We start from the raw sequence: 22576 nt of genomic DNA, 5'->3' as shown, positions 1-22576 counted from the left end.
TTTTTATGCTCAAATTTATATAAAAAAAGAGCATTATAAAAATGCTCTCAGGTTTTAAAAATTTATTCGCCACGAATACACAAATGTTTTATGAATAAGATTTGTGCATTCGTGGCGAAAAGATAGAAATAAGTTACTTTAAAACTATGAAGTTATATTGCTTCAAAGTATTATTTTATTACGTTTTCGTAAACTTTCTTTTCCCAAGGTTTGATGTCGCTTATTCCATATCTTTCTTTTTTAGAAATTGAAATATTATCCATCATGTCTACAAAGTTTTTGTAATTCGCATCATCAGTCGGCTTTACAATGATTGTGAAATTTTCTTTTTTAGGAGCTTTTTCATACGCCTTAGAGATTATTTTTGAAACATTGAGACCGTTGTAGTCTGTTTCTTTTAAACCAGCTTCTGTAAGATCTTTTTCATTGCTTTGATGATAAAAAATACGGTTATTTTCTCCAATGATAAAGGTGATTTGATTTTGATCTCCTATTTGACCAACTGGAGCATCAGTTCTTTTCGCAGGCAATCCCAAATCCATTACATTGGGTTTTGAAAAACTTGATGTAAACATGAAAAACATCAATAATAAAAAATTTAAATCGACCATCGGAGTCATATCGATTTTAATGGGTTTCTTGTTTTGTTTGCCTCCGGATTTTTCTTTTGTAATAACTTCAGCCATAATTCAGTTTTTTAAATGTTGAACAAAATTTTAAAATCAATGAAATTTTATTTCACTTTAAAATGATTCGATGCAAAGTTTATACCTAAATTTTCAATTTAATGTTAAATTATTAAAATTAACTCTTGTTTTGGCAATTGCCTGTTGTTTTCATTAAAAAAGCCTTATCAAAATGAATTGATAAGGCTTAATTTTATAATTGAATGTTTTATTTGTTATTCTTAAAATAATTTACTCCACATTCCAGGAATTTTTTAAATTTTTCTTTTTCCATGTAACCTGAAACCGGAGTATTGATTACTTTTCCATCCGGAGTCAAAAGAACGTAATGAGGCTGCGAATTATTATTAAAATTAGCGGTTTGGAATAAACTCCATCTGTCACCAATTGTTTTCACTTTCTTTACCTGCCCGTCTCCTAAATCAATTTTGGTTTTTTGGTCTTCAGGAAGCTCTTCTTTGTCGTCCACGTAAAGAGAGGCAAGTACAACATCGTTCTGCAGAATTGGTAAGATATCCGGTTCGCTCCAAACGAATTCCTCCATTTTTCTGCAGTTTTCACATCCGTAACCTGTAAAGTCGAGTAGAATGGGTTTGTTTTCTTTTTTGGCCAGTTCAATAGCTTTAAAGAAATCATGTTCAGGATGCATTCCCAGAATTCCGTCTTTTTCGTCATGGAAATAACTTACATTCAAAGGAGGCAAAATCCCGCTTAATAATGATAGTTTTGGTCTTTCGGCAGGAATTAAACCCTGAATTAAATAAATCACAAAACCAATTCCTAAAACTCCGATGATCTTTCTTGCAATAGAAATTTTTGGCTTCTTATCGTCGTGCGGAAATCTTATTAATCCGAATAAATAAATAACCAATCCAATCGCAACTACAATCCAGATTGCAATGAAAAGTTCTCTTTTAATTAAGAAAGTTTTAGAAACTAAATCTGCTTTTGATAAGAATTTTAAAGCTAAAGCCAATTCTACAAAACCTAAAACAACTTTCACCGTGTTCATCCATCCTCCAGATTTTGGAAGACTTTGTAAAGCCTGCGGGAATAATGCCAATAGTCCGAAAACAATCGCCCAAGCCAATCCGAAACCAGCCAAAGCAAATGTTAACAACATCGGAACGTTTGCTGAACCTGTAATTGCGCTTCCCAATAAACTTCCCAAAATAGGACCTGTACAAGAGAAGGAAACAATTACCAAAGTTAAAGCCATGAAGAAAATACCAATCATTCCACCTGCCTCTTCTGCTTTTGAAGATTTGTTGGCAATAGAGCTTGGTAATGTAATATCATAATATCCGAAGAAACTTCCTGCAAAGAAAATAAAGATGATAAAGAATACGATATTCAGCCAAACGTTGGTAGAAATTTCGTTGAAAATATTTCCAGCAATTCCATCAATTAAATGGAAAGGAAGACTCAATAAAACAAATATCAAAAGAATGAAAAAACCATAAACCAAAGCATCTCTTTTCCCTTTTGCCGGATTTTTGTTCCCTTTTGTAAAGAAAGAAACCGTTAATGGAATCATCGGGAAAACGCATGGCGTCAACAAAGCGATTAAACCTCCAACGAAACCTAATAAAAGATACGTCCAATAATTTTCAGTAATTTTTGATGATCCTGTACCGCAATCTGTTAAAGGTTTTGCGATGTCAATAGAAGCTATTTTTAATTGTTTAGGATCCAATTTTGAAGCCTCCACAACTGCAGAATCTCCTTTCGCAGGGTTTTGTACAAGGGTTTCAACAGCTTTTACAGAATCTATTGTAATTTTTGTTTTATCATCAGCTACAGCTTCTTCTGTCACTCCGGTTGGAGTAATTTTTTTGTTGAATTCTAAAGTATTCGGAGCAAGACAAACTCTGTCGTCGCAAGTCTGATAAGTGATTTCAGCAACGACTTCTCCAGCTTTTGTGGGATCTTTTAATTTGAATTTTTGCTTAAAACCAGCAGCGTTGGAATAGTAAATAATCGTTCCGCCGAAAGCTTCAGAAAATTCTTCATGTTTTTTTCCTACTTCCTGAAATTTTCCAATCAGTTCTATATTTTTCCCTGAAACAACATATTCTGTTGGGATTCCCGTGTCTTCCGGGATGTCTCTCGAATAAATGTGCCATCCGCTTTCTAACGTTGCATTCAAAACAGCTTCATACTGATTGTTGCCCAATTCGTTAACGGTGAATTTGAATTTTACGGGATTTTTTATTTGTGCTGAAATTCCTACAAATAGCAATAGAAAAGTAAATGTGAGGATTTTCAGAATAGCATTTGACCGCATATGATAAAGGTATTTTTAATTAAATGAATTCTACAAAAATAAAGCTTTTTACTAAGATTTGATTTAAAACTTAAAACTGTATTCCAGATTGGCGATAAAACTTCGTGTTAAACCATCAGGTCTTACGTCACGTATAACAAATGGAGCTCCTAAAGTGAGTTGAAAAGCATGAGTTTCATTCAGATTATAATCGAAAAATAGATTTCCGTTAATCGTTAAACCTTCAGAACCATCAATTTCTCTTTCTGTTCCAAACGTATCAGTAAATTGATCGTTAGAAAGATGGTAAATATTCAGTAAGCCGGGAGTAATCTGAAGTTTGTCTGTAATTTTAAAAGGATAAGATACTCTAAGTAAAACGTCACCACTACGCTTAAAGTCTTTGGTCGTCTGAAAGCTCCTCAACGGAGAATTTACAGGATAATTTTCGACAACAAACTGATTGTTGTTTTGAGTCAATGGGTGTTGTAAAGCAGCGACCAACTGTAGTTTTTTAATCTGATATCCTGCTCCAACGATAAGATCAAAAGTTCCTAAGCTGGCTTGATAATCCATTGGTAAAGCTTTTCCGTTTTTAGATTTATTTCCGTCTGTTAAAGGGATTTTTGTGCCTAAAGTAAAGCTTACATTTTTATTTAAACGATAATTCGTACTCAAATAAACATCTGATAACCCAAAAGTACTTATATCATTTCCCGTTTGTGAAAGAGCGGTTACTTTTGCATTGATGCCAAACTTAGAATTTATTTGTCTGTTGTATTCTGCGTATTGACCGTAAGCGGTAATGTCGTTATCGGCTTTCCCGACAGAAAAACCTATTTTCAACTGATTTTTTTGCAAGGAAATAGAATCATTCTGATGTGGTTTTAAACTGTTTATGGTACAAAATCCGGAATCGCTGCACCCTTGAGCTTGTAATGAGCTTGTAGTCATTGCAAACAAAAGAAAGCAAAAACTGTAGAAATATTGATTTTTCATTTGTGTAGATTTAAATTATTTTAAACTAAAGTTTATAGTTGTTTAAGGATATCTTCCAAGGAAGCTCTTTCTTTATAATCAGGATTAAAATGTCTCCAGGAAATTTCTTTGTTTTCATTAATAATGAAAGTTGCAGAAACCGGAAGTCGTCCGGAATGATCAGATCGACTTTCTGTAAAATCATTTTTTATTTTTGAATTATAAAAATCTAAAGTCTCTTTATTTGGGGTGTATAAAACATCAAAAGCTTGTGCGATTTTATAATCTTCGTCATATAAAACGGTGTATGGCGTTCCTGTTTTTTCAATAGTTTTCTGTATGAATTCAGGTTTTTCAGGAGAAACGATGACCAGTCTTGTGTTTTTAGATTTCAGTTCCGGAGAAAGATCCTGAAGTTCTTTTACGTATTTGTTGCAGTAAGGGCACCATTGTCCGCGAATGAAAACCAAAATGATCTTCTGTTTTTGAGCAGATGAAGAAAATGATTTTCCCAATTGATCTTTCGCTGTGAAATTTTCTACTTTTTCGCCTACCATTTTTCCTTTTACCTGATCGATTGACTTCGTGTCGTTTTGTGACATTCTTTTTTGAAGAATACTGCTTCCTATCTGCAAAAATTGTGTTGCATTGTAATATCCAAAATCATATTGCACTAATTTTCCTTCTTTATCTAAAAACAGGAACGAAGGATAATTGACGATCTTGAATTCTTTTGCAAGACCAATACCTTCTTTTTCGGCATCCACCGCCAGGCTGATAAAGTTTTTATTGAAAAGTTCTCCCACTTTATTATCTGTGAAAGTATTTTTTTTCATGAGTTTACAAGGCCCGCACCAAGTCGTATATACATCGATGAAAATAAGCTTGTTTTCTTTTTTGGCAAGATTTTTAGCTTCTTCGAGATTTAATTTTTGAAAATTAATTCCTTTTGTACTTTGCGCCTGAATAGCAATTCCCAGTAACAGAAATACACTGTATAAAATTGTTTTAAACATAAATGAGATTTATACTTAAGTTCCTTGGAAAAGTAAAAAATCACCCGTGTTATGAAAGATTGTTTATAAGTAATTGATTTTCAGTGTGAAAATTTTAATGAGCGTTGTCGTTTTTTATCTTTCTGATTTGCTCAATACATTTGTATTTTTGGTTTTGCGCATTGTGCTTGCTGGAGTATTGATATTTATCCTGAATCTCTTCAATGCTTTTGTTTTGCACAAAAATATCCTGAATTAAATTTTGACAATGTGAAGAAATGGCTTTAATATATCCGGTAAGCTTTTCCCAATAATATTTTTCGTTTTCGATGGCAGAATTAATTTCCTGCTGGTTTTCTATGAAATAAGTATCCGGAAATTCTATGTAAAAATTCCTGTTTTTAAGTCTTTTCAGCCAAAGGTTCTTAGAAATTCCTACAATGTAATTACCTAAACAAGTATACGCTTCAAAATTATCGCTATGTAGTTTTTCGTAAAGAATAAGCAGCGAATCCTGAAAAATATCTTCTGCATCCTCCGATTTTCCTTTGTTATTAAGAATGTATTTTTTTACATAAACAAAATAGTTCTGGTACAATATACCGAATGCTACATTGCTGTTTTTTTTGAAATCTTCTATGGCTAAAGAATTGGTTGTTCTTCTGTCCATTGTACTGTTGTTGTTTTTTGTGTGTTGACTTCTGCCTCAAATCTACGATCTTGTCTTAGCGGAACGATTCCTAAGATCTGATCTTCGGTGTCGCACAAAACCCATATTTTTTCTTTAGCTAAAGCAGATAATTTTTCATCCCTGAAAAACTTAGAAACCTTCTTTTTTCCGGAAAAGCCTGAAGGGTAAAATTCATCGCCATTTTTTTGTTTCCTTAAATATAAAGGGAAATGAAGTTTATCTGTATCAAAAACCCAATTGAAAGACTGATTCTCATCAATATAACTTTTTAGATCGATCATTATTTGATCTTGATGAGAATCAAAATTTTCAAGTAAAATTATTTCAGGATCAATTTCTTGTGAAAGGTTTTTTAATTTTAAAATTAAACCTTCTCTATCGACTGTTAAATGATAATCTTCTGAAAAAAAAGAGCTTCCGTTTTCTGCTGAGAAAATTTTCTGAATTTCTTCCGTTCGCTTAAAACCGTATTTTTTTAAAATCTCAAATTGTACGAAATCGCTTTCCTGAGCCAGCTTTTCTTTTGATAGAATTTTGTGCTCTTTGTTAAATACAGAAAGGTCTTTTTCTATGATCTCAATTTGTTTGTGTACAAAATTTTTAGTTTGATTAAGATGCGAAATACTTTTTTTAAAGTTTTCTAAAAACTGACCGTTGGTTTCAGAAAGTTTAGGGACGATTTCATTCCTAATCTTATTTCTCAGATAATCATTTTTTTTATTGGAAAGATCTTCACGGAATACAATATTGTTTTCTTTAGCAAATTGATAAATTTCGTCTTTTGAAAAATTCAGCAACGGTCTTAAAATATTATTTTCATTTGCAGGAATTCCGCTTAAGCCATTAATGCCCGAAGCTTTTGAAAGATTAATAATAAAAGTTTCCAACTGATCATTCAGATGATGAGCGGTTACCAAAAAATCTAGATTTTCTTTTGCCTGAATTTCTCGGAAGAACCGATAACGAAGTTCACGAGCCCAAAGCTGAATAGAATTTTCTGGCTGCTTATCATTTTCGGAAACTTCATATAAATGAAATTTAATATCATTCTTTTTGCAGAAATCTTCCACTACTTTCTGATCAGAATCAGAATCTTCGCCACGAAGTTTATAATTAATGTGTGCAATCTGAAATTTTATCTCTGCATTCCTTAACTCACTAAACAGATAAGCCAAAACGATAGAATCTGCGCCTCCGCTTACCGCCAAAAGATAGGTTGGGTTATCTGATAATCGAATGAGATTTTGAAGCTGTTTTTCGAATGCGGATTGTGTAAGCATAATGCTCAGAATTTCTTTTGTACAAAGATAATCCTATTTATTAAAATGAATTTTGTTACCTTTGAAATCGTTTAAAAAGTTTATTTATGAAGATTTTTAAAATTTTAGTAGCTTCAGCAGTGGTGTTAGGAATGACATCTTGTGTAAGTAAGAAGCAGTATGATGCCCTAAGTGGCAACTACAAACAGTGTATTGAAAATATTGGTGAGAGACAACGTGAAATTCAGGATCTGAAAGGTCAGAATTCTACATTGACGGCGGAAAATAACTTATTAAAAAGTCAACACGATGCTTTGAAATCATCTTTGGATGCTTGTCTTTCAAATACCGGAAAAAGCTCATCGAATATTGATAAATTGGTTGGTGAGATCAACGCATCAAATTCTTATATCAAGCAATTGATTTCTGCAAATGCGAAAAACGACAGTTTAAATTTAGCTTTATCAAACAAGCTGAAGAGATCTTTGGATAACATGGCTGATCAGGATGTTCAGGTAAAAGTTCTTAAAGGTGTTGTGATGATTTCATTGTCAGATAAATTATTGTACAAAACGGGTGATTACAATGTTTTGCCTGCAGCTCAGGAAGTTTTGGGTAAAGTGGCAAAAGTAATCAACGATTACGATAAATATTCTGTATTGATTGAAGGTAACACAGATAACGCGCCATTGAGCTCTGCAAACTTACCGAGAGACAACTGGGATCTTTCTGCATTGAGAGGAACGGCAATCGCTAAAATATTACAGACTCAATTTGGGGTAGATCCTGCAAGAATTACGGCAGGAGGGCGTTCCGAATACAATCCTAAAGCTACAAACATGAGTGTTTCTGGAAGATCTGAAAACAGAAGAACTGAAATTATCATCATGCCTAAGCTGGATGAGTTTATGAAATTAATGGATATTACTCCTAAAAAGTAATAAGATAAAATTTAAATTAAAAATTCCGATAAGTGATTATCGGAATTTTTTTTGTTTTCAAACTACATCTTCTTTTTTCAGAAGCTTTATAATCTGGTTCAAGATAAAACTGCGTTTTCTTTTTCGGGAATTATTTCTTGCAGATGGCTTCGTAATCGTGTAATCTTTGCCATTTGCGGGTAACAAATTTGTTTTCATCATCTTCATTCGAGTATTTTTACCTCTTTCTCTATTTTGCAGTACCACAAAGTTATCAGTGTATCTCCAATAAAACAATCCGTATTTTCACGGATATTTTTTGAGAGTTTATATTTAAGACACAGAATTATTTTAATTAAATTTGAACAAATAAAAAAAATGAGTTTTTTTGAAGAAAAAAATCCCGAAATGGATCGATATCTGGAAAATCATGCTTCTTCCGAGCCTGAAATTCTTAAAAAATTAAGAAGAGAAACTTTTCAGAAAACCACTCAGCCGCATATGATTTCCGGTTATCAACAGGGAAGACTTTTAACGATTATTTCCAAAATGGTGAATCCTAAAAATGTTTTAGAAATAGGAACTTTTACAGGATATGCCACACTTTGTCTTGCAGAAGGTCTGTCTTCAGACGGAAAGATTACAACACTTGATGTGAATGAAGATTTGGCTTATCTGCCAAGAAAGTATTTCTCTGAAAGTGAATTTTCAAATCAGATTGATTTTCAGATTCAGGATGCAAAAGAATTTCTGCGCAATACCGATGAGATTTTTGATTTGATTTTTATTGATGCTGACAAAGAAAATTATGCTGAATATTTCAGATTAATAAAACCAAAAACAAAATCGGGCTCAGTAATTTTGTTTGATAATGTACTTTGGTACGGGAAAGTTTTAGAAGAAAATCCTAAGCAGAAATCGACTCAGATCATTAAAGAGCTTAATGATTTGGCGGCAAAAGATGAAGATTTTGAAAATCTTATTCTACCTTTGCGTGACGGAGTAAACTTCTTAAGAAGGAAATAAAATAAGGCTGAGTTTAAGGTTAAGATTTTACAGCGTATTTTTCTCAGCCTCAACCTCAACCTATAACCTTAATATAAATTGATGGATAAAGGAATTTGTATCGTTACCGTTGCGCCTGTTCGTGCCGAAAATTCGGATAGAGCGGAAATCGTTACCGAAATTTTGTATGGTGAAAGTGCAGATATTTTGGAAGTAAATAAAAACTGGACGAAAATAAAAATGCACTACGACGGCTATGAAGGCTGGATGGATACCAAGCAAATAAAACCTGTCACTGAAGAATATCTTGCCAGCAGAAAAGTTACGATGATTACTGAAGATTTTTCTTCGGTAATGACGCTTGAGGGAAAAACGCTTTTGTCGATGGGCTCTGAAGTGGAATTTCCGGCTGTTGCATCAAGAAGAAGTCATGATGTGCGCGAAAGTATTGCTTTAACGGCAAAAGAATTCCTGAATATCCCATATTTGTGGGGTGGAAAAAGTTTTTTTGCAGTTGACTGTTCGGGTTTTGTACAGTTAGTTTTTAAAATTCACAATATAAAAATGCCCAGAGATACTTATCAACAGGCGGAAGTAGGTGAAGCGTTGAGTTTCGTAGAAGAAAGCCAGCCGGGCGATTTAGCTTTTTTTGAAAATTCTGAAGGCAAAATTATTCACGTGGGAATTATGCTCGACAATCAAAAAATCATTCATGCTTCCGGAAAAGTGAGAATAGATACACTCGATTCTAGTGGGATTTTTAATAAAGAAATGAATAAACATACTCACAAACTTAGAGTAATTAGAAGCATTATTTAAACCTGTTATGGAAGGCATTATTTTTACTGTTTTTGATATTTTGAATTTAGTATTGGTTCTGCTTTTGTGGATATTTACTTTAAAAATATATAAAAAGCTTCCGGAAAAAATTCCTACACATTTTGATTTTCAAGGGAAGCCGGATCATTTTGGGAGCAAGAAATACGCATTCTTCATTCCTGCTATTGGTTTGGGAGCATTTATCCTTTTAACTTTTCTTAATCAATATCCTGAAAGTACTAATTATCCTGTGGAAATTACAAAAGCGAACTATGAAATTCAGTATTTTATTATGATACTGTTTGTAAAATGGCTTTTGTTTTTAGTTCTTTTATTGTTTTTAAATATTCAGGATTATACAATCAGATATAGCTTTAATGCTGATTCAAAAGCGAGAGTTCCTATTTTACTTGTGCTTCCTGTTATTTTTCTGAGTTTAATGGTTGCGTTTATTTCTGCATATATTTATAAATAATCTATGGCTATTTTATATTCCATATTTGTAAATCTTCTCATTTTCGGAATGAAAGTTTTGTCGTTGTTTAATGATAAAACTAAAAAAGGCGTTGAAGGAAGAAAGCAATCTTTAGATATTGTAAAGTCATTATTTTCACCGTCAGATAAAGTTTTGTGGATGCATGCTGCAAGTCTTGGAGAATACGAACAGGGACTTCCTGTTTTACAAAAACTGACAAAAAACTTTCCGAATCATAAAATTCTGATCACGTTCTTTTCACCATCGGGATATGAAAATGTGGTTAAGAAAAAGCATCTTGCAGATGCTGTTTGTTATCTTCCTTTCGATAAAGAAAGTACCGTAAAAGAATTTGTTTCTCAATTTGACTGTGAATTGTTTTTTACTGTAAAATACGATTATTGGTATAATCTTCTGGCTGAGCTTAAACGTAAAAATGTAAAAACTTTTGTGATTTCTGCATTGTTTTATGAAAGACAGTCTTTCTTCACAACGTATGGAAAGTGGTTTGTAAAACAGCTGAAACAAAATATAACATGGTTTTTTCATCAGACGCAGCACTCATATGTTTTGGCTAAAAATATTGGTCTACTAAAATCTTCGGTAACCGGAGATACCAGATTCGACAGAGTAAAACAATTAAGACTTCGTGATAATCATGTCGATTTCGTTGAAGAATTTATCAGTAATAAAAAGACAATTGTTTTTGGTAGTTCATGGCAGGCGGAAGAAAAAATTGCCAAAATGATCTCCGAAAAAAATAAGGATTTAAAAATAATAATTGCTCCACACGACCTAAAAAGAGTAGAAAATTTAAAACAAATCTTTCCTTCAGCGATTTTATACAGCGAATTGAAATCCTCTCCAACTCTCCAATCCTCAGACTCTCAAACATTGATCATCGACAGCATCGGATTATTGTCAAAACTTTATTCTTACGCTGATGTGGCTAGCGTAGGTGGAGGTTTTCATGAGGCGGGACTCCATAATATTCTGGAAGCAGCAACTTTCGGTGTACCTGTAATTTTTGGAAATCATTATAAGAAAAACCCTGAAGCAGACAATTTAATTTTAGCTAAAGGCGGAAAGTCTTTTGAAGATGAAAAGTCAGCAGCTTATTTTGTTTTGGATCTATTTAAAAATGAAAAAATGCTCTTGGAAATGTCTGAAAATGCAGAACAATTTGTTACGAAGCAACCTAATTCTTCAGAACTCATTCTTCAGAAAATTTTATCATTTTAAAAATCCCTGATTCTTAATATCTTTAATGATCAAATCAAAATGATCCGGAATTCTATCGGCATTAAGCCAGTTAAAATCTATTCCGTTATTGATAAAAAGTTTTTCAAGATAAATATTAGCAGTGATTTTATTGTACGCAACTGAAAGGTACTCATCAATTTCCATCCAGTAATCTTCATCTAATTTTTTAGTTAAGGCTAATGCTTTTACTATTTTATTAATCATGTATAGATAAAGTTTGTAGACATCATTGAATTTCTGTCGGCTCAGTTTTTCGTTGCTTTCCAGTATTTCATTGATCAATAAAAGATTTAAACTGATGTCACCGAATTTATCTGTCGTTACCTTTACATGTTCGGTAATTTGTGCACTTATTTTCCTGATCAGTACAATAAAATATTTTTGATTGCTGATATATTTAGAAGCATATTCTACTTTTTCTTTAATCAATTCTTCCATTGCATCACGCTTCTGATCAACGGTTTCTTCATCAATTAATTCAAAATATAATTTTTTAGATAAGATTTCGTCTTTTCTCAGTAATCTGAAAATTAAACGGTCTTTTTCTGCTGGTGAAAGCTGGCTCAAAGCGGCTTTAAATTCTTTAGAATACTCCATTAATTAAATATTTTCGAATACTTTATAAATCCGTTTAATGCCCAGTTTGCAGTGTAGTACAATGATTTTAATGTAGAAAATCTCATGAAGTCTTTATAAACGAGATATTGATCTTTGATGATATTCTGTTTTTTTCTTGAGATGCTGTTTTCGTGCATTCTATATTTTGCCATTGTTTTTGGAAGTGGCTTTCCTGACGGGATTTTCTTTAATAAATTGAGCCACATTACATGATCTTCTCTTTTACTGCCTTCCGGGAAGTACTCTTTTCCGACTCTTTGTGAATCGTACATCGATGAGAGAAGTGAAAGTCTGCAGGTTTTAAGTAAATTGTTGAAAGTAACTTCTTTATCGGCTTTAAAATCTTCAAGCTTTGGAATTAAATTTTCATCACATCTAGCGTAATTAGCGTAGGCAATTTCTGCATTTTCAAGCTTCATAAAATTGACCATTTCCTTAAGAAAATTAGGTTCCCAAAAATCATCAGCATCAAGGAAAGTGATAAATCTTCCGGAAGCTTTTTGTAAAGAAAGATTTCTTGCATGGCCTGCACCTCCGTTTTTTTCGGCAATAATCAGTTTTATTCTGTGATCTTGATGTTTTTGAATAATTTCAACTGATTTATCTGTTGACTGGTCGTCTGTAATGAGCCATTCCCAATCGGTAAAAGTTTGATTCATTACTGAGCTGATCGTTTCTTCTAAAAAAAGAGAAGAATTATAGCAAGGTGTAATGATGGAAACTTCAGGCACGTGTTTTTTTTGCAAATATAAGGTTTTTGGTAATCAGTTTTATTAGGGGAATTTTCAATGAATTGGAAATTATATATCAAAATTCAAAAAAAATGATTGAATTTTTAAAAAAAATCATAATTTTAACGCTTGAAAAATTTGATCTATGAAGAAATTAGCATTATTTGCAGGATTATCATTATTAGCTTTTACAGGATGTAACGACGACGACGCACCAGAACAGGTATTTCCTCTTGTAGGAACCTGGTCTCCAACAAAAGAAGTAAGAACGCAGGTTCCCGCTGACGGATCCGGATTTTCTGATGAAATAGTTTATACAGACTGTCAGAAAGAAGGAAGATGGGTTTTTAATGAAAATTCTTCTGGTAAAAGAACCAACAAAGATATGGCGGGTACAATAACGCCAACTTGTAGCACAACTTCTGAGCGTAACTTCACGTATATTTATAATGCTTCTGAGAAAAACTTCGAAATCAAATATCAGGGAACTGTGGTTTCGGATAAGGGGAAAGTGACTTTACTGAACGCTGAAACTTTAAATCTGAAAATTGAAGATACTACAGACCCCACTATATACAAGTCTACAACGTATACTTTTAAAAGAATCGCGCAATAATAATCAGTATTTCTATTTTAATATATATAATCTCATCGCAAGGTGAGATTTTTTTGTTTATAAAGATTATATTGTAATTAATTCAGAATTAAATTTACATTTATTTTATAATCATTATTTTTGTGAAACTAGATTGAGAATTGATAGTGAAATTAATTCTAATATCTAAAGTCTAACATCTAACATCTATAATAAAAAGTGTTTTACGATCATCAGCAGATAGAAAAAAAGTGGCAGAAATACTGGGAAGACAATCAAACCTACAAGACTTCCGATAAAACAGACAAACCCAAATTTTATGTTCTCGATATGTTTCCGTATCCGTCGGGAGCGGGGCTTCATGTAGGTCATCCGCTAGGATATATTGCGTCGGATATTTATGCAAGATATAAAAGACATCAGGGCTTTAATGTTCTCCACCCGGTTGGTTATGATAGTTTTGGGCTTCCTGCTGAACAGTATGCAATACAAACTGGAACGCATCCTGCGATTACAACCGAACAAAACATTACAAGATATGAGGAACAATTAAGAAAAATTGGTTTCTCTTTCGACTGGAGTAGGGAAGTGAGAACTTCTGACGCTTCTTATTATAAATGGACCCAATGGATTTTCATTGAATTATTCCATTCTTGGTATAATAAAAATACAGACAAGGCAGAATCTATCAAAACTTTGATCAAACATTTCGAAGAAAAAGGAACTGTAGATTTAAATGCCAATCAAAACGACGAATTAAACTTCACTTCAGAAGAATGGAAAAATGCTTCTGAAATTGATAAAGAAGATATTTTGTTAAATTATCGTTTAGCTTACAGAGCGGAAACGACTGTAAACTGGTGTCCTGCATTAGGAACAGTTTTGGCAAATGATGAAGTGAAAGATGGAAAATCTGAAAGAGGAGGTTTTCCTGTTTTCCAAAAGAAAATGATGCAGTGGAGCATGAGAATTTCTGCTTACTCTGAAAGATTATTGCAGGGTCTAAAAACTTTAGACTGGCCACAACCGTTGAAAGATTCGCAAGAATACTGGATCGGCAAATCTCAGGGTGCTCAGGTTAAATTTAATGTTGACGGGCATGACGAGATCGTTGAGGTTTTCACGACAAGACCCGACACTATTTTTGGAGCTACTTTTATGGTTTTGGCTCCGGAAAATCCTTTAGTGGAAACAATTACTACAGAAGAACAAAAAGCTGAAGTAGATACTTATATAGAAGAAACTTCCAAGAAAACCGAAAGAGACAGAATGTCTGACGTGAAAAACGTTTCGGGTGCTTTCACGGGAAGTTATGCAATCAATCCTTTCAGCAATGAAAAGATGCCGATCTATATTTCAGATTATGTATTGATGGGTTACGGAACGGGAGCTGTAATGGCTGTTCCTGCACATGATGAGCGTGATCACAGATTTGCAAAGAAATTTAATCTTGAAATTAAAAAAGTTGTAGAAACTGAAGAAGACGTTCAGGAAAAATCTTTTGATTCTAAAACCAGCGTTTGTGTAAATTCTGATTTCTTAAACGGATTGAATTATGACGAGGCAAAAGCATTAATAATTGATGCGATTGAAAAGAAAGGAATTGGTCACGGAACAACGAATTACAGACAGCGTGATGCTATTTTCTCAAGACAGCGTTATTGGGGCGAGCCGGTTCCTATATATTATAAGGATGGAATGCCATACACGTTGCCAGCTTCTGCTTTGCCTTTGGAACTTCCTGAGGTTGAAAAATATTTACCGACAGAAGACGGAGATCCGCCATTAGGAAATTCAAAAACTTTTGCTTGGGACGAAGCAAACCAAAAAGTAGTTGCTACAGATTTAGTTGATGACAAAACGGTATTTCCTTTAGAATTATCTACAATGCCCGGTTGGGCAGGAAGTTCTTGGTATTTCTTGAGATATATGGATCCTAATAATGGTGAAGTTTTTGCGAATAAAGATTTGTCTGATTATTGGGGACAGGTAGATTTATATATCGGAGGTAGCGAGCACGCAACCGGTCATTTATTGTATTCCCGTTTCTGGAATATGTTCTTAAAAGACAGAGGATATATTAATCAGGATGAGCCTTTCCAAAAGTTGATCAATCAAGGGATGATTTTGGGGATGAGTGCTTTTGTGTATAGATTTAATTACAATTCTACAACTGACAATGAATCAAAATCAGTTTTTATTTCTAAAAACCTTGTTGATAACCTTGTTAAAGGAAATAATGTAGACTTACTAACTAATTTTATTTCTAAAAATATTGGATTTAATCTGAAATCAAATTTGATTTTAACAAAAGATAGCTTTCAACAAATCCACGTTGATGTATCTTTATTAAAAGGAACATCTGACGAATTGGATACTGATGCATTCAAATCTTGGAGACCTGATTATGCAGACGCAGAATTTATTTTAGAAGACGGAAAATACATCACAGGTCGTGAAGTAGAAAAAATGTCTAAGTCTAAATATAATGTTGTAAACCCTGACGACATCTGTGAAGAATATGGAGCAGACGGTTTAAGATTGTATGAAATGTTCTTAGGTCCTTTGGAGCAATCTAAGCCTTGGAATACACAAGGTCTAAGCGGAGTTTATGGTTTCTTAAAGAAATTTTGGAATTTATACTTTAATGGAGAGGTTTTTGAAGTGTCTGATGAAGAACCTACAAAAGCTGAATATAAAGTTTTGCATACCTTAATAAAGAAGGTGGTTTATGATATTGAGAATTTCTCTTTTAATACCTCAGTTTCTTCATTTATGATCGCTGTAAACGAGTTGCAGAAATTAAAATGTAATAAACGCAATATTTTAGAGCCTTTAGCCGTTATCATCTCTCCGTATGCGCCACATATTTGTGAAGAACTATGGAGTTTACTGGGAAATAAAGAATCATCTATAGAGTTTCAGAAATTCCCGATTTTGAATGAAGACTATTTGGTTGAAGACGAAATTGAGTATCCTGTAAGTGTAAATGGTAAGATGAAATTTAAAATTGCTCTTCCTGCAACATTATCTGCGAAAGAGGTTGAAGATTTAGTGCTTCAAAATGACAAAATGGGAATGCTTTTGGAAGGTAAAACCCCTAAAAAAATCATCGTTGTGCCAAAAAAAATCGTTAATATTGTAATTTAAAAGAAATTTAACATTGCTAAAATAAAAAATTTAGAGGTTTTAAATTTTTGATTTTCTAACGTATTTTATAAAATTAGAAAATATTAATAAAATATTTAAATATAATTACGATATCGGAATCTTATTAAAATATCATTATGAAAAAAAGGCAAAATGTTATTTGATACTATTGCATTTTAATTAATTTTGCCTTTATTTTACAACTTTAAAATTTTAAAACAATATAATTTAGTTAAATATGGAAATGAATGTTTCAAAAAATGATGAGCAAGTAGTTGCTAGAAAAGCAGGAGGTCTTAATCCAGCTGTAATTATTCCTATTCTATTAGTTATAGGAATTTGTATTTGGTTATTCGTATTGGGTAGCCCGGGTAACTTTAAAGCTGATCCAAGATTGGCAGGTGCATCAGTTGCGTTTTCTGATGTAGAAGGTAAAGAGATGCATCCTGAAGGATTTTTGGGAATGATCTACATGGGAGGTATTATTGTACCGTTATTGGTAACATTCATGATTACTGTAATTGTTTTCTCATTTGAAAGATATTTTGTTTTAAGCAAAGCTTCAGGTGCAGGTAACGTAGATAACTTCGTCGTAAAAGTAAGAAGTTTATTAAATAGCAATAAAGTTGACGAAGCTTTAGAAGAGTGCGACAGACAGCAAGGTTCTGTAGGAAATGTTGTAAAAGAAGGTCTTACAACTTACAAAGCTTTAGCTCATGATACTACTCTAAACAAAGAGCAGAAAATGGTTGCTCTAAACAAAGCGATCGAAGAGGCTACAACTCTTGAGATGCCAATGCTAGAGAAAAACATGATGATTCTTTCTACTTTAGGTACTGTTGCAACATTAGTAGCACTATTGGGAACAGTAATCGGGATGATTAGAGCATTCTTCGCTTTAGGAGCTGGAGGTGGTACTCCGGATGCAGCTGCATTATCAATCGGTATCTCTGAAGCCTTGATCAACACGGCATTAGGTATTGGTACTTCTGCAGTAGCGATTATCCTTTACAACTTCTTTACTTCTAAAATTGACGGGTTGACTTATAAGATCGATGAGATCGCAATGAGCATTCAGCAGTCTTTTGCAGAATTCCACTAAGAAATAGTGAGAATGTGTTTTTACACAAAAAAAGAAGTTTTAATAATTAGATAATAAATAATGGCGAGAATAAAACCAAAAAGACATGGTGTAGTTACGGATATGACCGCAATGTGCGACGTTACGTTCCTACTACTTACGTTCTTTATTATGACCACTCAGTTCAAAAAACCTGATGTGGAGCAGATCAAACCGCCATCTTCAATCTCAGAGAAGTTACTTCCTGATGCAAGTTTAATGACTATTAATGCTACACCGGACGGGAAATTTTATTTTCAGCCTGTAGAAAATGCAACAGAGAGATTAGAGCTTTTAGAAAAAATGGGCAAAAAGTACAATGTTACTTTTGATAATAAACAAAAAGCAGCATTCCAAAAAGTACAATCTATTGGAGTTCCTATGAACCAATTGAGAAGCTACTTGGATTTGCCTGAAGATGAGCAGAAAAATTATAAGAGTCCTACAGGGATTCCGATGGATAGTACAAACAAGCAATTAACGGATTGGGTAGAGCAGAGTTTAAGTGTAAACGCAGACTACAAACTAGCAATCAAGGGTGATGTTACGACAGAGTATCCTAAAGTTAAAAGTTTATTTGAGGGTTTAAGAGATATCGATTTTCTTAAATTTTGGTTGATTACGTCTCAAGAAGGTAAACCTAACGAATAATTAAGAAGAAGAAATGGCACAAGTACAAGTACAGGAGAAGAGCGCCAAAGGTGGCAAAGTTCGTTCCAAGAAAAACAACCCTGCTGTCGATATGACACCAATGGTTGACCTTAATTTCTTACTATTGATGTTCTTTATGTTTACATCAACGTTTAGTAAACCAAATGTAATGGACCTAGGTCTTCCGGCAAAACCGAAAGATAAAAACCAACAACAACCACCGACTGAAATCGACTTATCAAATTCTATAACTTTATTATTAGGAAAAGACAACAGAGTTTTTTGGCATCAGCAAGACCAGGCAGGTCTTAACGACCAGACGATGATTGAAACTAGCTTAGATAGAGAAGGGATTAGAGAGATTATTAAGCAAGCAAAAGCAAGGGCTAAAAAGAAAGATCTGTTTACAGTGATTATTAAGCCTACTGATGATGCGGTATATAAGAACTTTGTAGACATTCTTGACGAAATGGCAATTACACAAAGCGAAAGATATGGGGTAACCGATCTTAAGCCTTATGAGAAAGCTGTTTATGATAAGAAAGTAGGTAACTAATCAGTTGCTGCAAAGTAATTTAACATTTAAATTTGCAACATAATGGCAGATGAAAATATTTACAATCAAAATCTTACTTTAGACGAGATTGTATTTGAAAATAGAAATAAAGAATATGGTGCGTACGATCTTAGACATCAGTATCCTAGATTACTGACAAAGTCTTTTCTTATCGGAACAGGATTATTCTTGGTTACTGCTTTGTCTCCTTTCATTTATATGACTATTAAAAGTATGAATGAAAAAGAAGCTGTAGAGGTAAAGTCTGATTTGGTTGAAATTATCGAAGAAGACCCGATTATCGAGCAGCCAAAAGAAGAAGAACCACCACCACCTCCGCCACCAGTGGAAGAGGAAAAGATTGAGATTATTCAAAACGTAGTTCCGGAACCGGTGAAAGCTCCAAAAGTGGAAACTCCGCCGCCGCCAATTTCTAAGCAATTGGAAACTACTACTGGTTTGGTAGCTCAGGAAGGAGTGAAAGCTCCTGCTTATACACCGCCACCACCACCACCATCTACAGGTAATAAAACTTCTACAGCTGAAGTTAAGCCGCAGGTAAGTGAAACTCAAGTTTATAACGAGGTTGAGCAAACTGCAGAATTCCCTGGAGGAATTAATGCCTTTAGAAAAAAAGTTGGTGAGAACTTTGACAGTTCGGCAATTGAAGGTGCAGACGGAGTGGTAAAAGGTGAAGTAACATTTGTAGTTGAAAGAGATGGTAGTATTACTGATATCAAAGTAACTGGTAAAAATTCAGATTTTAATTCTGAAGCAGTAAGAACTGTAAAATCTATTAAAAACAAATGGGCTCCAGCAAAAATTAATGGTAAAGCTGTACGTTACAGATACAGACTTCCATTGGCAATGCAACCGCCAGAATAAGTTATTAGTTTATTTTAAATAATAATTAAAAAAGAGAAGCATATGCTTCTCTTTTTATTTTTTTTAATATTTTTGTTGTATGATGTTCAATTGGTTATCCTTAGTCGCAGGAATTTGTTACGTTGTCTTAGGAATCGTAATGATGGTGTATAAATTTCTCGAGCCCATATATGCATACTCTCTGGGAGCAGTATTAATACTTTACGGTATCTTCAGAATATGGAGAGTAATAAAAAAATTCAGAAATACAGATGAAGATGAAAATTAGAGCATTTTTTTTAGCCCTTTTTTTTACGGTTTTAATGATTAACTGTTCAAAAAAAGAGGAAAATAAGGCTTCCTATAATAAAGGTGAAATGACAATCTTAACCGATGAGTCGTTTAAAAGTGTTACTGAAGCTTTGGCAGACGGTTATATGATTGGATATCCGGACACGAAAATAAAAGTAGTCACCAAGAAAGAGGATTTAGGATTTATTGATCTCCTAAATAATAAAGCGCGAATTGCGGTAATGTCTAAAGAATTATCTCCTGAAGAAATTAAGGCTTACGAAGAAAAAGTAGACATGACAATTGTACCTGCTAAATTTGCTGCAGACGCTATTGTATTCTTTGTACCCAAAAATTCTGAAAAGGAAAATATTACAATGGAAGAGATAACTTCCGGTCTTCAGTCGGAAGAGAAAAATTTTGTTTTCGACGGAACAAATTCCAGTAACCTAAATTTTGTAGCCCAAAAACTAAATAAACTTCCTAAAGATTTGAAATTTTCAATTATTCCAGGAAGTGTAAACTTGATAGAAGAATTAAATAAATATCCAAATAAAATCGGTGTAATTGGTTTAAATACAATAAGCCGGCCTTACGATAAAGAAGCTGAGAAACTAAGGAGTATGATAAAGATTCTTCCTGTTGTCAATGGAAAAGAAACTCATTCTCCCGATTTTGAAGGTCTTCGTGAGATGAAATATCCTTTTACAAGGGTTTTGTATTTTCTTACTAACGAAGGAGGTTTTAACATTGCAAATGGCTTTATAAGATATTCTTGTACACATTTGGGGCAAAAAATTGTTCAGAAAGAAGGATTGCAACCTTACAATCTTTATCGCAGAGAAGTACAGATGCGTTAAAAAATCTTAAAAAATAGCAACTCTCAAACCGATTTATTATATTGGTCTGAAAATTGTGTATTTATAATTCGGTTTTTTAGAATACATATTTAAAAATAATAATGAAAGATATAATGATTATGAATGTAAAGAAGATTGCTTTAGGAGCATCAGTGGTATTTTTTACCAATTTTGCCTTTGCACAGACATTACTGGATGGTATTAACAGCATGGATAGCGATAAATTTGCTGCTGCGAAAACCAATTTCGCGTCTATGATTGCAAAAGAACCTACAGCAGAAAATTATTTCTACCTAGGAAATTCTTTTTTAAGACAAGGTGAACCAGATTTCGCTCAGGCTACAGAAAACTTCAATAAAGGTTTAGCTGCTGGTAAAAAAAGCTATTTAAATCAAATAGGTTTAGCTACGGTTAAACTTGGAAAAGGTGATAAATCTGCTATTGCAGAGATCCAAAAGATTGTTTCAGACTCTAGAGAGAAAGATGCTGAAGTATTGTTCAGAGCAGCTGAAGCATTAACATTATTTGAAAAAAATAACTCTCCGGATTTAGCAATTCAATTTTTGAATAAAGCTATTGAAAGAGCTTCAAGAAAAGATGTTCCTGCTTACTATTACTATACTTTAGGTGATGCGTACAGATTAAAAAGAGTTCCTGGAGATGCGATGACAGCTTATGACAATGCATTACCATTAGCAAAAAATAAAGCTTCTGTTTATACAAGAATAGGAACTTTATGGATGGCTGCTCAGCAGTGGCAACAAGCAAAAACTAGTATTGATAAGGCAATTGCTACAGATCCTACCTACGCGCCGGCTTACAAGGCTTTGGCGGCTTATGACATCAAGTATCAGGAAAATGCAAAAGCAACTCAGGATTTGATTAATTATACAAAATATGCAGATGAAGATCCTTATACTCAGTTAGAGATTGCAAAATTGTATTTCACTAACGAAGATTATGCAAATTCAAAAGCTATTTTAGATAAAATATTTGATAAAATTGATGATCCTATTAAGTTCAAGTTAAGATCATATGTTAATTATGCAGATGGTCAATATGCTGAAGCTAAACAAAATATGGATTCATTCGTGTCTAAAGCTGAAAAATCAAGAATTCAGCCTGCTGACCAAGGTTTGATGGGATTAATTGCTGCAGGTTTGGCTAAAACTGAAACTGATGCAGCTAAAAAATCAGCTTTACAGGCAGAAGCACAGCAAAAAATTGGATTAGCTAAAGCTGCTAAAGATGAAACAATGAAGTGGGATATGGAATTGGCTAAAATCAATGGAGGAGGAGCTTCTCAGGCTGCTGTAAATGCTGGACCAACTTCTCCGGAAATTGAATCTTTCAAAAAATTAGTTGCTGCAAACCCACAAGACTCTGATGCTTTATACAAATTGGCAAATGCTTATCAGGATGCTAAAAACTGGAATGGAGCTGTGGTAACATGGCAAAAAATGAGCACATTGCTTCCAGATTGGGCGCCGGCATATTACAGCCAGGGTTATGCTTATCAGCAAGCTGGGAATAATGATGCAGCAAAAATTTCTTATGAGAAATTTATTTCAACGGTGAAACCAGCAGAAGTAGAAGCTAACAAACAGACTCTTGCTTATGCATACTTTGCGGTTGCTTATCTTGAAAAAGATAAAGATCTTGCTAAAGCAAAGGATTATGTTGCAAAATCTTTACAGCTAGACCCTGCTTATCAGGATGCTGTAAAATTAAATGCAGAAATAAATAAGTAATTTAAAAATTATATTATTAATATAACAACTTC

Annotated in this window: 22 protein-coding genes; 14 read left to right on the top strand and 8 right to left on the bottom strand. The window is 33.4% G+C overall.

Annotation, left to right across the window (positions count from 1 at the left end):
• Window positions 1–170 precede the first annotated feature (170 nt).
• From EG358_RS18970 to tilS, 6 genes are all read right to left on the bottom strand, one after another.
• Complete coding sequence (locus tag EG358_RS18970; RefSeq protein ID WP_076560300.1) at window positions 171–686, bottom strand: ExbD/TolR family protein; 516 nt, start codon at window positions 684–686, stop codon at window positions 171–173.
• 208 nt (window positions 687–894) lie between these two features.
• On the bottom strand, window positions 895–2973 hold the full coding sequence (locus tag EG358_RS18965) for a protein-disulfide reductase DsbD family protein (protein WP_076560298.1): 2079 nt from the start codon (window positions 2971–2973) through the stop codon (window positions 895–897).
• A 63-nt stretch (window positions 2974–3036) separates the two neighbouring features.
• Window positions 3037–3951: a hypothetical protein gene (locus EG358_RS18960; protein WP_076560296.1), complete on the bottom strand. Its 915-nt coding sequence runs from the start codon at window positions 3949–3951 to the stop codon at window positions 3037–3039.
• 32 nt (window positions 3952–3983) lie between these two features.
• The gene (locus EG358_RS18955; protein WP_083677030.1) at window positions 3984–4946 is read right to left on the bottom strand and encodes a redoxin domain-containing protein; all 963 of its coding nucleotides are present in this window, start codon (window positions 4944–4946) and stop codon (window positions 3984–3986) included.
• Between the two features lie 94 nt (window positions 4947–5040).
• Window positions 5041–5595 (bottom strand): RNA polymerase sigma factor, encoded by a 555-nt coding sequence (locus EG358_RS18950; RefSeq protein ID WP_076560295.1) that lies wholly within the window; start codon window positions 5593–5595, stop codon window positions 5041–5043.
• Window positions 5568–6896, bottom strand: a complete 1329-nt coding sequence (tilS, locus tag EG358_RS18945) for a tRNA lysidine(34) synthetase TilS (RefSeq protein WP_076560293.1) — start codon at window positions 6894–6896, stop codon at window positions 5568–5570. Before tilS ends, EG358_RS18950 begins: the two co-directional genes overlap by 28 nt.
• Before the next feature lie 86 nt (window positions 6897–6982).
• Between tilS and EG358_RS18940 the strand changes: the two genes are divergently transcribed.
• The 5 genes from EG358_RS18940 to EG358_RS18920 all read left to right on the top strand — a co-directional run bounded on the left by EG358_RS18940 (window position 6983) and on the right by EG358_RS18920 (window position 11336).
• Window positions 6983–7816, top strand: a complete 834-nt coding sequence (locus tag EG358_RS18940; protein ID WP_076560291.1) for an OmpA family protein — start codon at window positions 6983–6985, stop codon at window positions 7814–7816.
• 357 nt (window positions 7817–8173) lie between these two features.
• Window positions 8174–8821: an O-methyltransferase gene (locus EG358_RS18935; RefSeq protein WP_076560286.1), complete on the top strand. Its 648-nt coding sequence runs from the start codon at window positions 8174–8176 to the stop codon at window positions 8819–8821.
• A gap of 81 nt (window positions 8822–8902) precedes the next feature.
• Complete coding sequence (locus EG358_RS18930; protein ID WP_076560284.1) at window positions 8903–9619, top strand: C40 family peptidase; 717 nt, start codon at window positions 8903–8905, stop codon at window positions 9617–9619.
• 7 nt (window positions 9620–9626) lie between these two features.
• Complete coding sequence (locus tag EG358_RS18925) at window positions 9627–10094, top strand: DUF1648 domain-containing protein (protein ID WP_076560282.1); 468 nt, start codon at window positions 9627–9629, stop codon at window positions 10092–10094.
• Window positions 10095–10097: 3 nt separating this feature from the next.
• The gene (locus EG358_RS18920; RefSeq protein WP_076560280.1) at window positions 10098–11336 is read left to right on the top strand and encodes a 3-deoxy-D-manno-octulosonic acid transferase; all 1239 of its coding nucleotides are present in this window, start codon (window positions 10098–10100) and stop codon (window positions 11334–11336) included.
• Here the strand turns inward: EG358_RS18920 and EG358_RS18915 are convergent.
• Both EG358_RS18915 and EG358_RS18910 read right to left on the bottom strand, forming a co-directional pair.
• On the bottom strand, window positions 11328–11954 hold the full coding sequence (locus EG358_RS18915) for a deoxyuridine 5'-triphosphate nucleotidohydrolase (RefSeq protein WP_076560278.1): 627 nt from the start codon (window positions 11952–11954) through the stop codon (window positions 11328–11330). The genes EG358_RS18920 and EG358_RS18915 overlap by 9 nt on opposite strands.
• Entirely contained in the window at window positions 11954–12706 is a 753-nt protein-coding gene (locus EG358_RS18910) for a glycosyltransferase family 2 protein (protein WP_076560277.1), read from the bottom strand. The genes EG358_RS18915 and EG358_RS18910 overlap by 1 nt, the downstream gene beginning before the upstream one ends.
• A gap of 145 nt (window positions 12707–12851) precedes the next feature.
• Here EG358_RS18910 and EG358_RS18905 point away from each other — a divergent pair, with 145 nt between their 5' ends.
• The 9 genes from EG358_RS18905 to EG358_RS18865 all read left to right on the top strand — a co-directional run bounded on the left by EG358_RS18905 (window position 12852) and on the right by EG358_RS18865 (window position 22544).
• Window positions 12852–13322 carry a lipocalin family protein gene (locus tag EG358_RS18905; RefSeq protein WP_076560275.1) on the top strand — a complete coding sequence of 157 codons (471 nt, stop codon included), beginning with the start codon at window positions 12852–12854 and terminating at the stop codon, window positions 13320–13322.
• A 198-nt stretch (window positions 13323–13520) separates the two neighbouring features.
• Window positions 13521–16451, top strand: coding sequence for a leucine--tRNA ligase (locus tag EG358_RS18900; RefSeq protein WP_076560273.1), 2931 nt, complete (start codon window positions 13521–13523; stop codon window positions 16449–16451).
• A gap of 238 nt (window positions 16452–16689) precedes the next feature.
• Window positions 16690–17553: a MotA/TolQ/ExbB proton channel family protein gene (locus EG358_RS18895; protein WP_076560271.1), complete on the top strand. Its 864-nt coding sequence runs from the start codon at window positions 16690–16692 to the stop codon at window positions 17551–17553.
• Window positions 17554–17613: 60 nt separating this feature from the next.
• Entirely contained in the window at window positions 17614–18222 is a 609-nt protein-coding gene (locus tag EG358_RS18890) for an ExbD/TolR family protein (RefSeq protein ID WP_076560270.1), read from the top strand.
• 13 nt (window positions 18223–18235) lie between these two features.
• On the top strand, window positions 18236–18778 hold the full coding sequence (locus tag EG358_RS18885) for an ExbD/TolR family protein (RefSeq protein WP_076560268.1): 543 nt from the start codon (window positions 18236–18238) through the stop codon (window positions 18776–18778).
• A gap of 42 nt (window positions 18779–18820) precedes the next feature.
• Entirely contained in the window at window positions 18821–19663 is an 843-nt protein-coding gene (locus EG358_RS18880; RefSeq protein ID WP_076560266.1) for an energy transducer TonB, read from the top strand.
• Between the two features lie 79 nt (window positions 19664–19742).
• Window positions 19743–19931: a C4-dicarboxylate ABC transporter gene (locus tag EG358_RS18875; RefSeq protein WP_228421337.1), complete on the top strand. Its 189-nt coding sequence runs from the start codon at window positions 19743–19745 to the stop codon at window positions 19929–19931.
• 34 nt (window positions 19932–19965) lie between these two features.
• Entirely contained in the window at window positions 19966–20793 is an 828-nt protein-coding gene (locus tag EG358_RS18870; protein WP_394337954.1) for a PstS family phosphate ABC transporter substrate-binding protein, read from the top strand.
• Window positions 20794–20894: 101 nt separating this feature from the next.
• Entirely contained in the window at window positions 20895–22544 is a 1650-nt protein-coding gene (locus EG358_RS18865; RefSeq protein ID WP_076560262.1) for a tetratricopeptide repeat protein, read from the top strand.
• Window positions 22545–22576 lie beyond the last annotated feature (32 nt).

This window comes from Chryseobacterium indoltheticum (assembly GCF_003815915.1).
Taxonomy (GTDB): domain Bacteria; phylum Bacteroidota; class Bacteroidia; order Flavobacteriales; family Weeksellaceae; genus Chryseobacterium; species Chryseobacterium indoltheticum.
The sequence above is the reverse complement of the archived record's forward strand: the minus strand, read 5'-3'. Positions and strand labels throughout refer to the sequence as shown.

Excerpts from the sequence above, each read along its gene's own strand:
- EG358_RS18885 (WP_076560268.1), top strand. The coding sequence starts at position 18,236 with ATGGCACAAGTACAAGTACAGGAGAAGAGCGCCAAAGGTGGCAAAGTT.
- EG358_RS18925 (WP_076560282.1), top strand. The coding sequence starts at position 9,627 with ATGGAAGGCATTATTTTTACTGTTTTTGATATTTTGAATTTAGTATTG.
- EG358_RS18875 (WP_228421337.1), top strand. The coding sequence starts at position 19,743 with ATGATGTTCAATTGGTTATCCTTAGTCGCAGGAATTTGTTACGTTGTC.
- EG358_RS18915 (WP_076560278.1), bottom strand. The coding sequence starts at position 11,954 with ATGGAGTATTCTAAAGAATTTAAAGCCGCTTTGAGCCAGCTTTCACCA.
- EG358_RS18890 (WP_076560270.1), top strand. The coding sequence starts at position 17,614 with ATGGCGAGAATAAAACCAAAAAGACATGGTGTAGTTACGGATATGACC.
- EG358_RS18970 (WP_076560300.1), bottom strand. The coding sequence starts at position 686 with ATGGCTGAAGTTATTACAAAAGAAAAATCCGGAGGCAAACAAAACAAG.
- EG358_RS18920 (WP_076560280.1), top strand. The coding sequence starts at position 10,098 with ATGGCTATTTTATATTCCATATTTGTAAATCTTCTCATTTTCGGAATG.
- EG358_RS18865 (WP_076560262.1), top strand. The coding sequence starts at position 20,895 with ATGAAAGATATAATGATTATGAATGTAAAGAAGATTGCTTTAGGAGCA.
- EG358_RS18940 (WP_076560291.1), top strand. The coding sequence starts at position 6,983 with ATGAAGATTTTTAAAATTTTAGTAGCTTCAGCAGTGGTGTTAGGAATG.
- EG358_RS18965 (WP_076560298.1), bottom strand. The coding sequence starts at position 2,973 with ATGCGGTCAAATGCTATTCTGAAAATCCTCACATTTACTTTTCTATTG.
- EG358_RS18870 (WP_394337954.1), top strand. The coding sequence starts at position 19,966 with ATGATTAACTGTTCAAAAAAAGAGGAAAATAAGGCTTCCTATAATAAA.
- tilS (WP_076560293.1), bottom strand. The coding sequence starts at position 6,896 with ATGCTTACACAATCCGCATTCGAAAAACAGCTTCAAAATCTCATTCGA.
- EG358_RS18895 (WP_076560271.1), top strand. The coding sequence starts at position 16,690 with ATGGAAATGAATGTTTCAAAAAATGATGAGCAAGTAGTTGCTAGAAAA.
- EG358_RS18960 (WP_076560296.1), bottom strand. The coding sequence starts at position 3,951 with ATGAAAAATCAATATTTCTACAGTTTTTGCTTTCTTTTGTTTGCAATG.
- EG358_RS18930 (WP_076560284.1), top strand. The coding sequence starts at position 8,903 with ATGGATAAAGGAATTTGTATCGTTACCGTTGCGCCTGTTCGTGCCGAA.
- EG358_RS18935 (WP_076560286.1), top strand. The coding sequence starts at position 8,174 with ATGAGTTTTTTTGAAGAAAAAAATCCCGAAATGGATCGATATCTGGAA.
- EG358_RS18955 (WP_083677030.1), bottom strand. The coding sequence starts at position 4,946 with ATGTTTAAAACAATTTTATACAGTGTATTTCTGTTACTGGGAATTGCT.
- EG358_RS18950 (WP_076560295.1), bottom strand. The coding sequence starts at position 5,595 with ATGGACAGAAGAACAACCAATTCTTTAGCCATAGAAGATTTCAAAAAA.
- EG358_RS18905 (WP_076560275.1), top strand. The coding sequence starts at position 12,852 with ATGAAGAAATTAGCATTATTTGCAGGATTATCATTATTAGCTTTTACA.
- EG358_RS18880 (WP_076560266.1), top strand. The coding sequence starts at position 18,821 with ATGGCAGATGAAAATATTTACAATCAAAATCTTACTTTAGACGAGATT.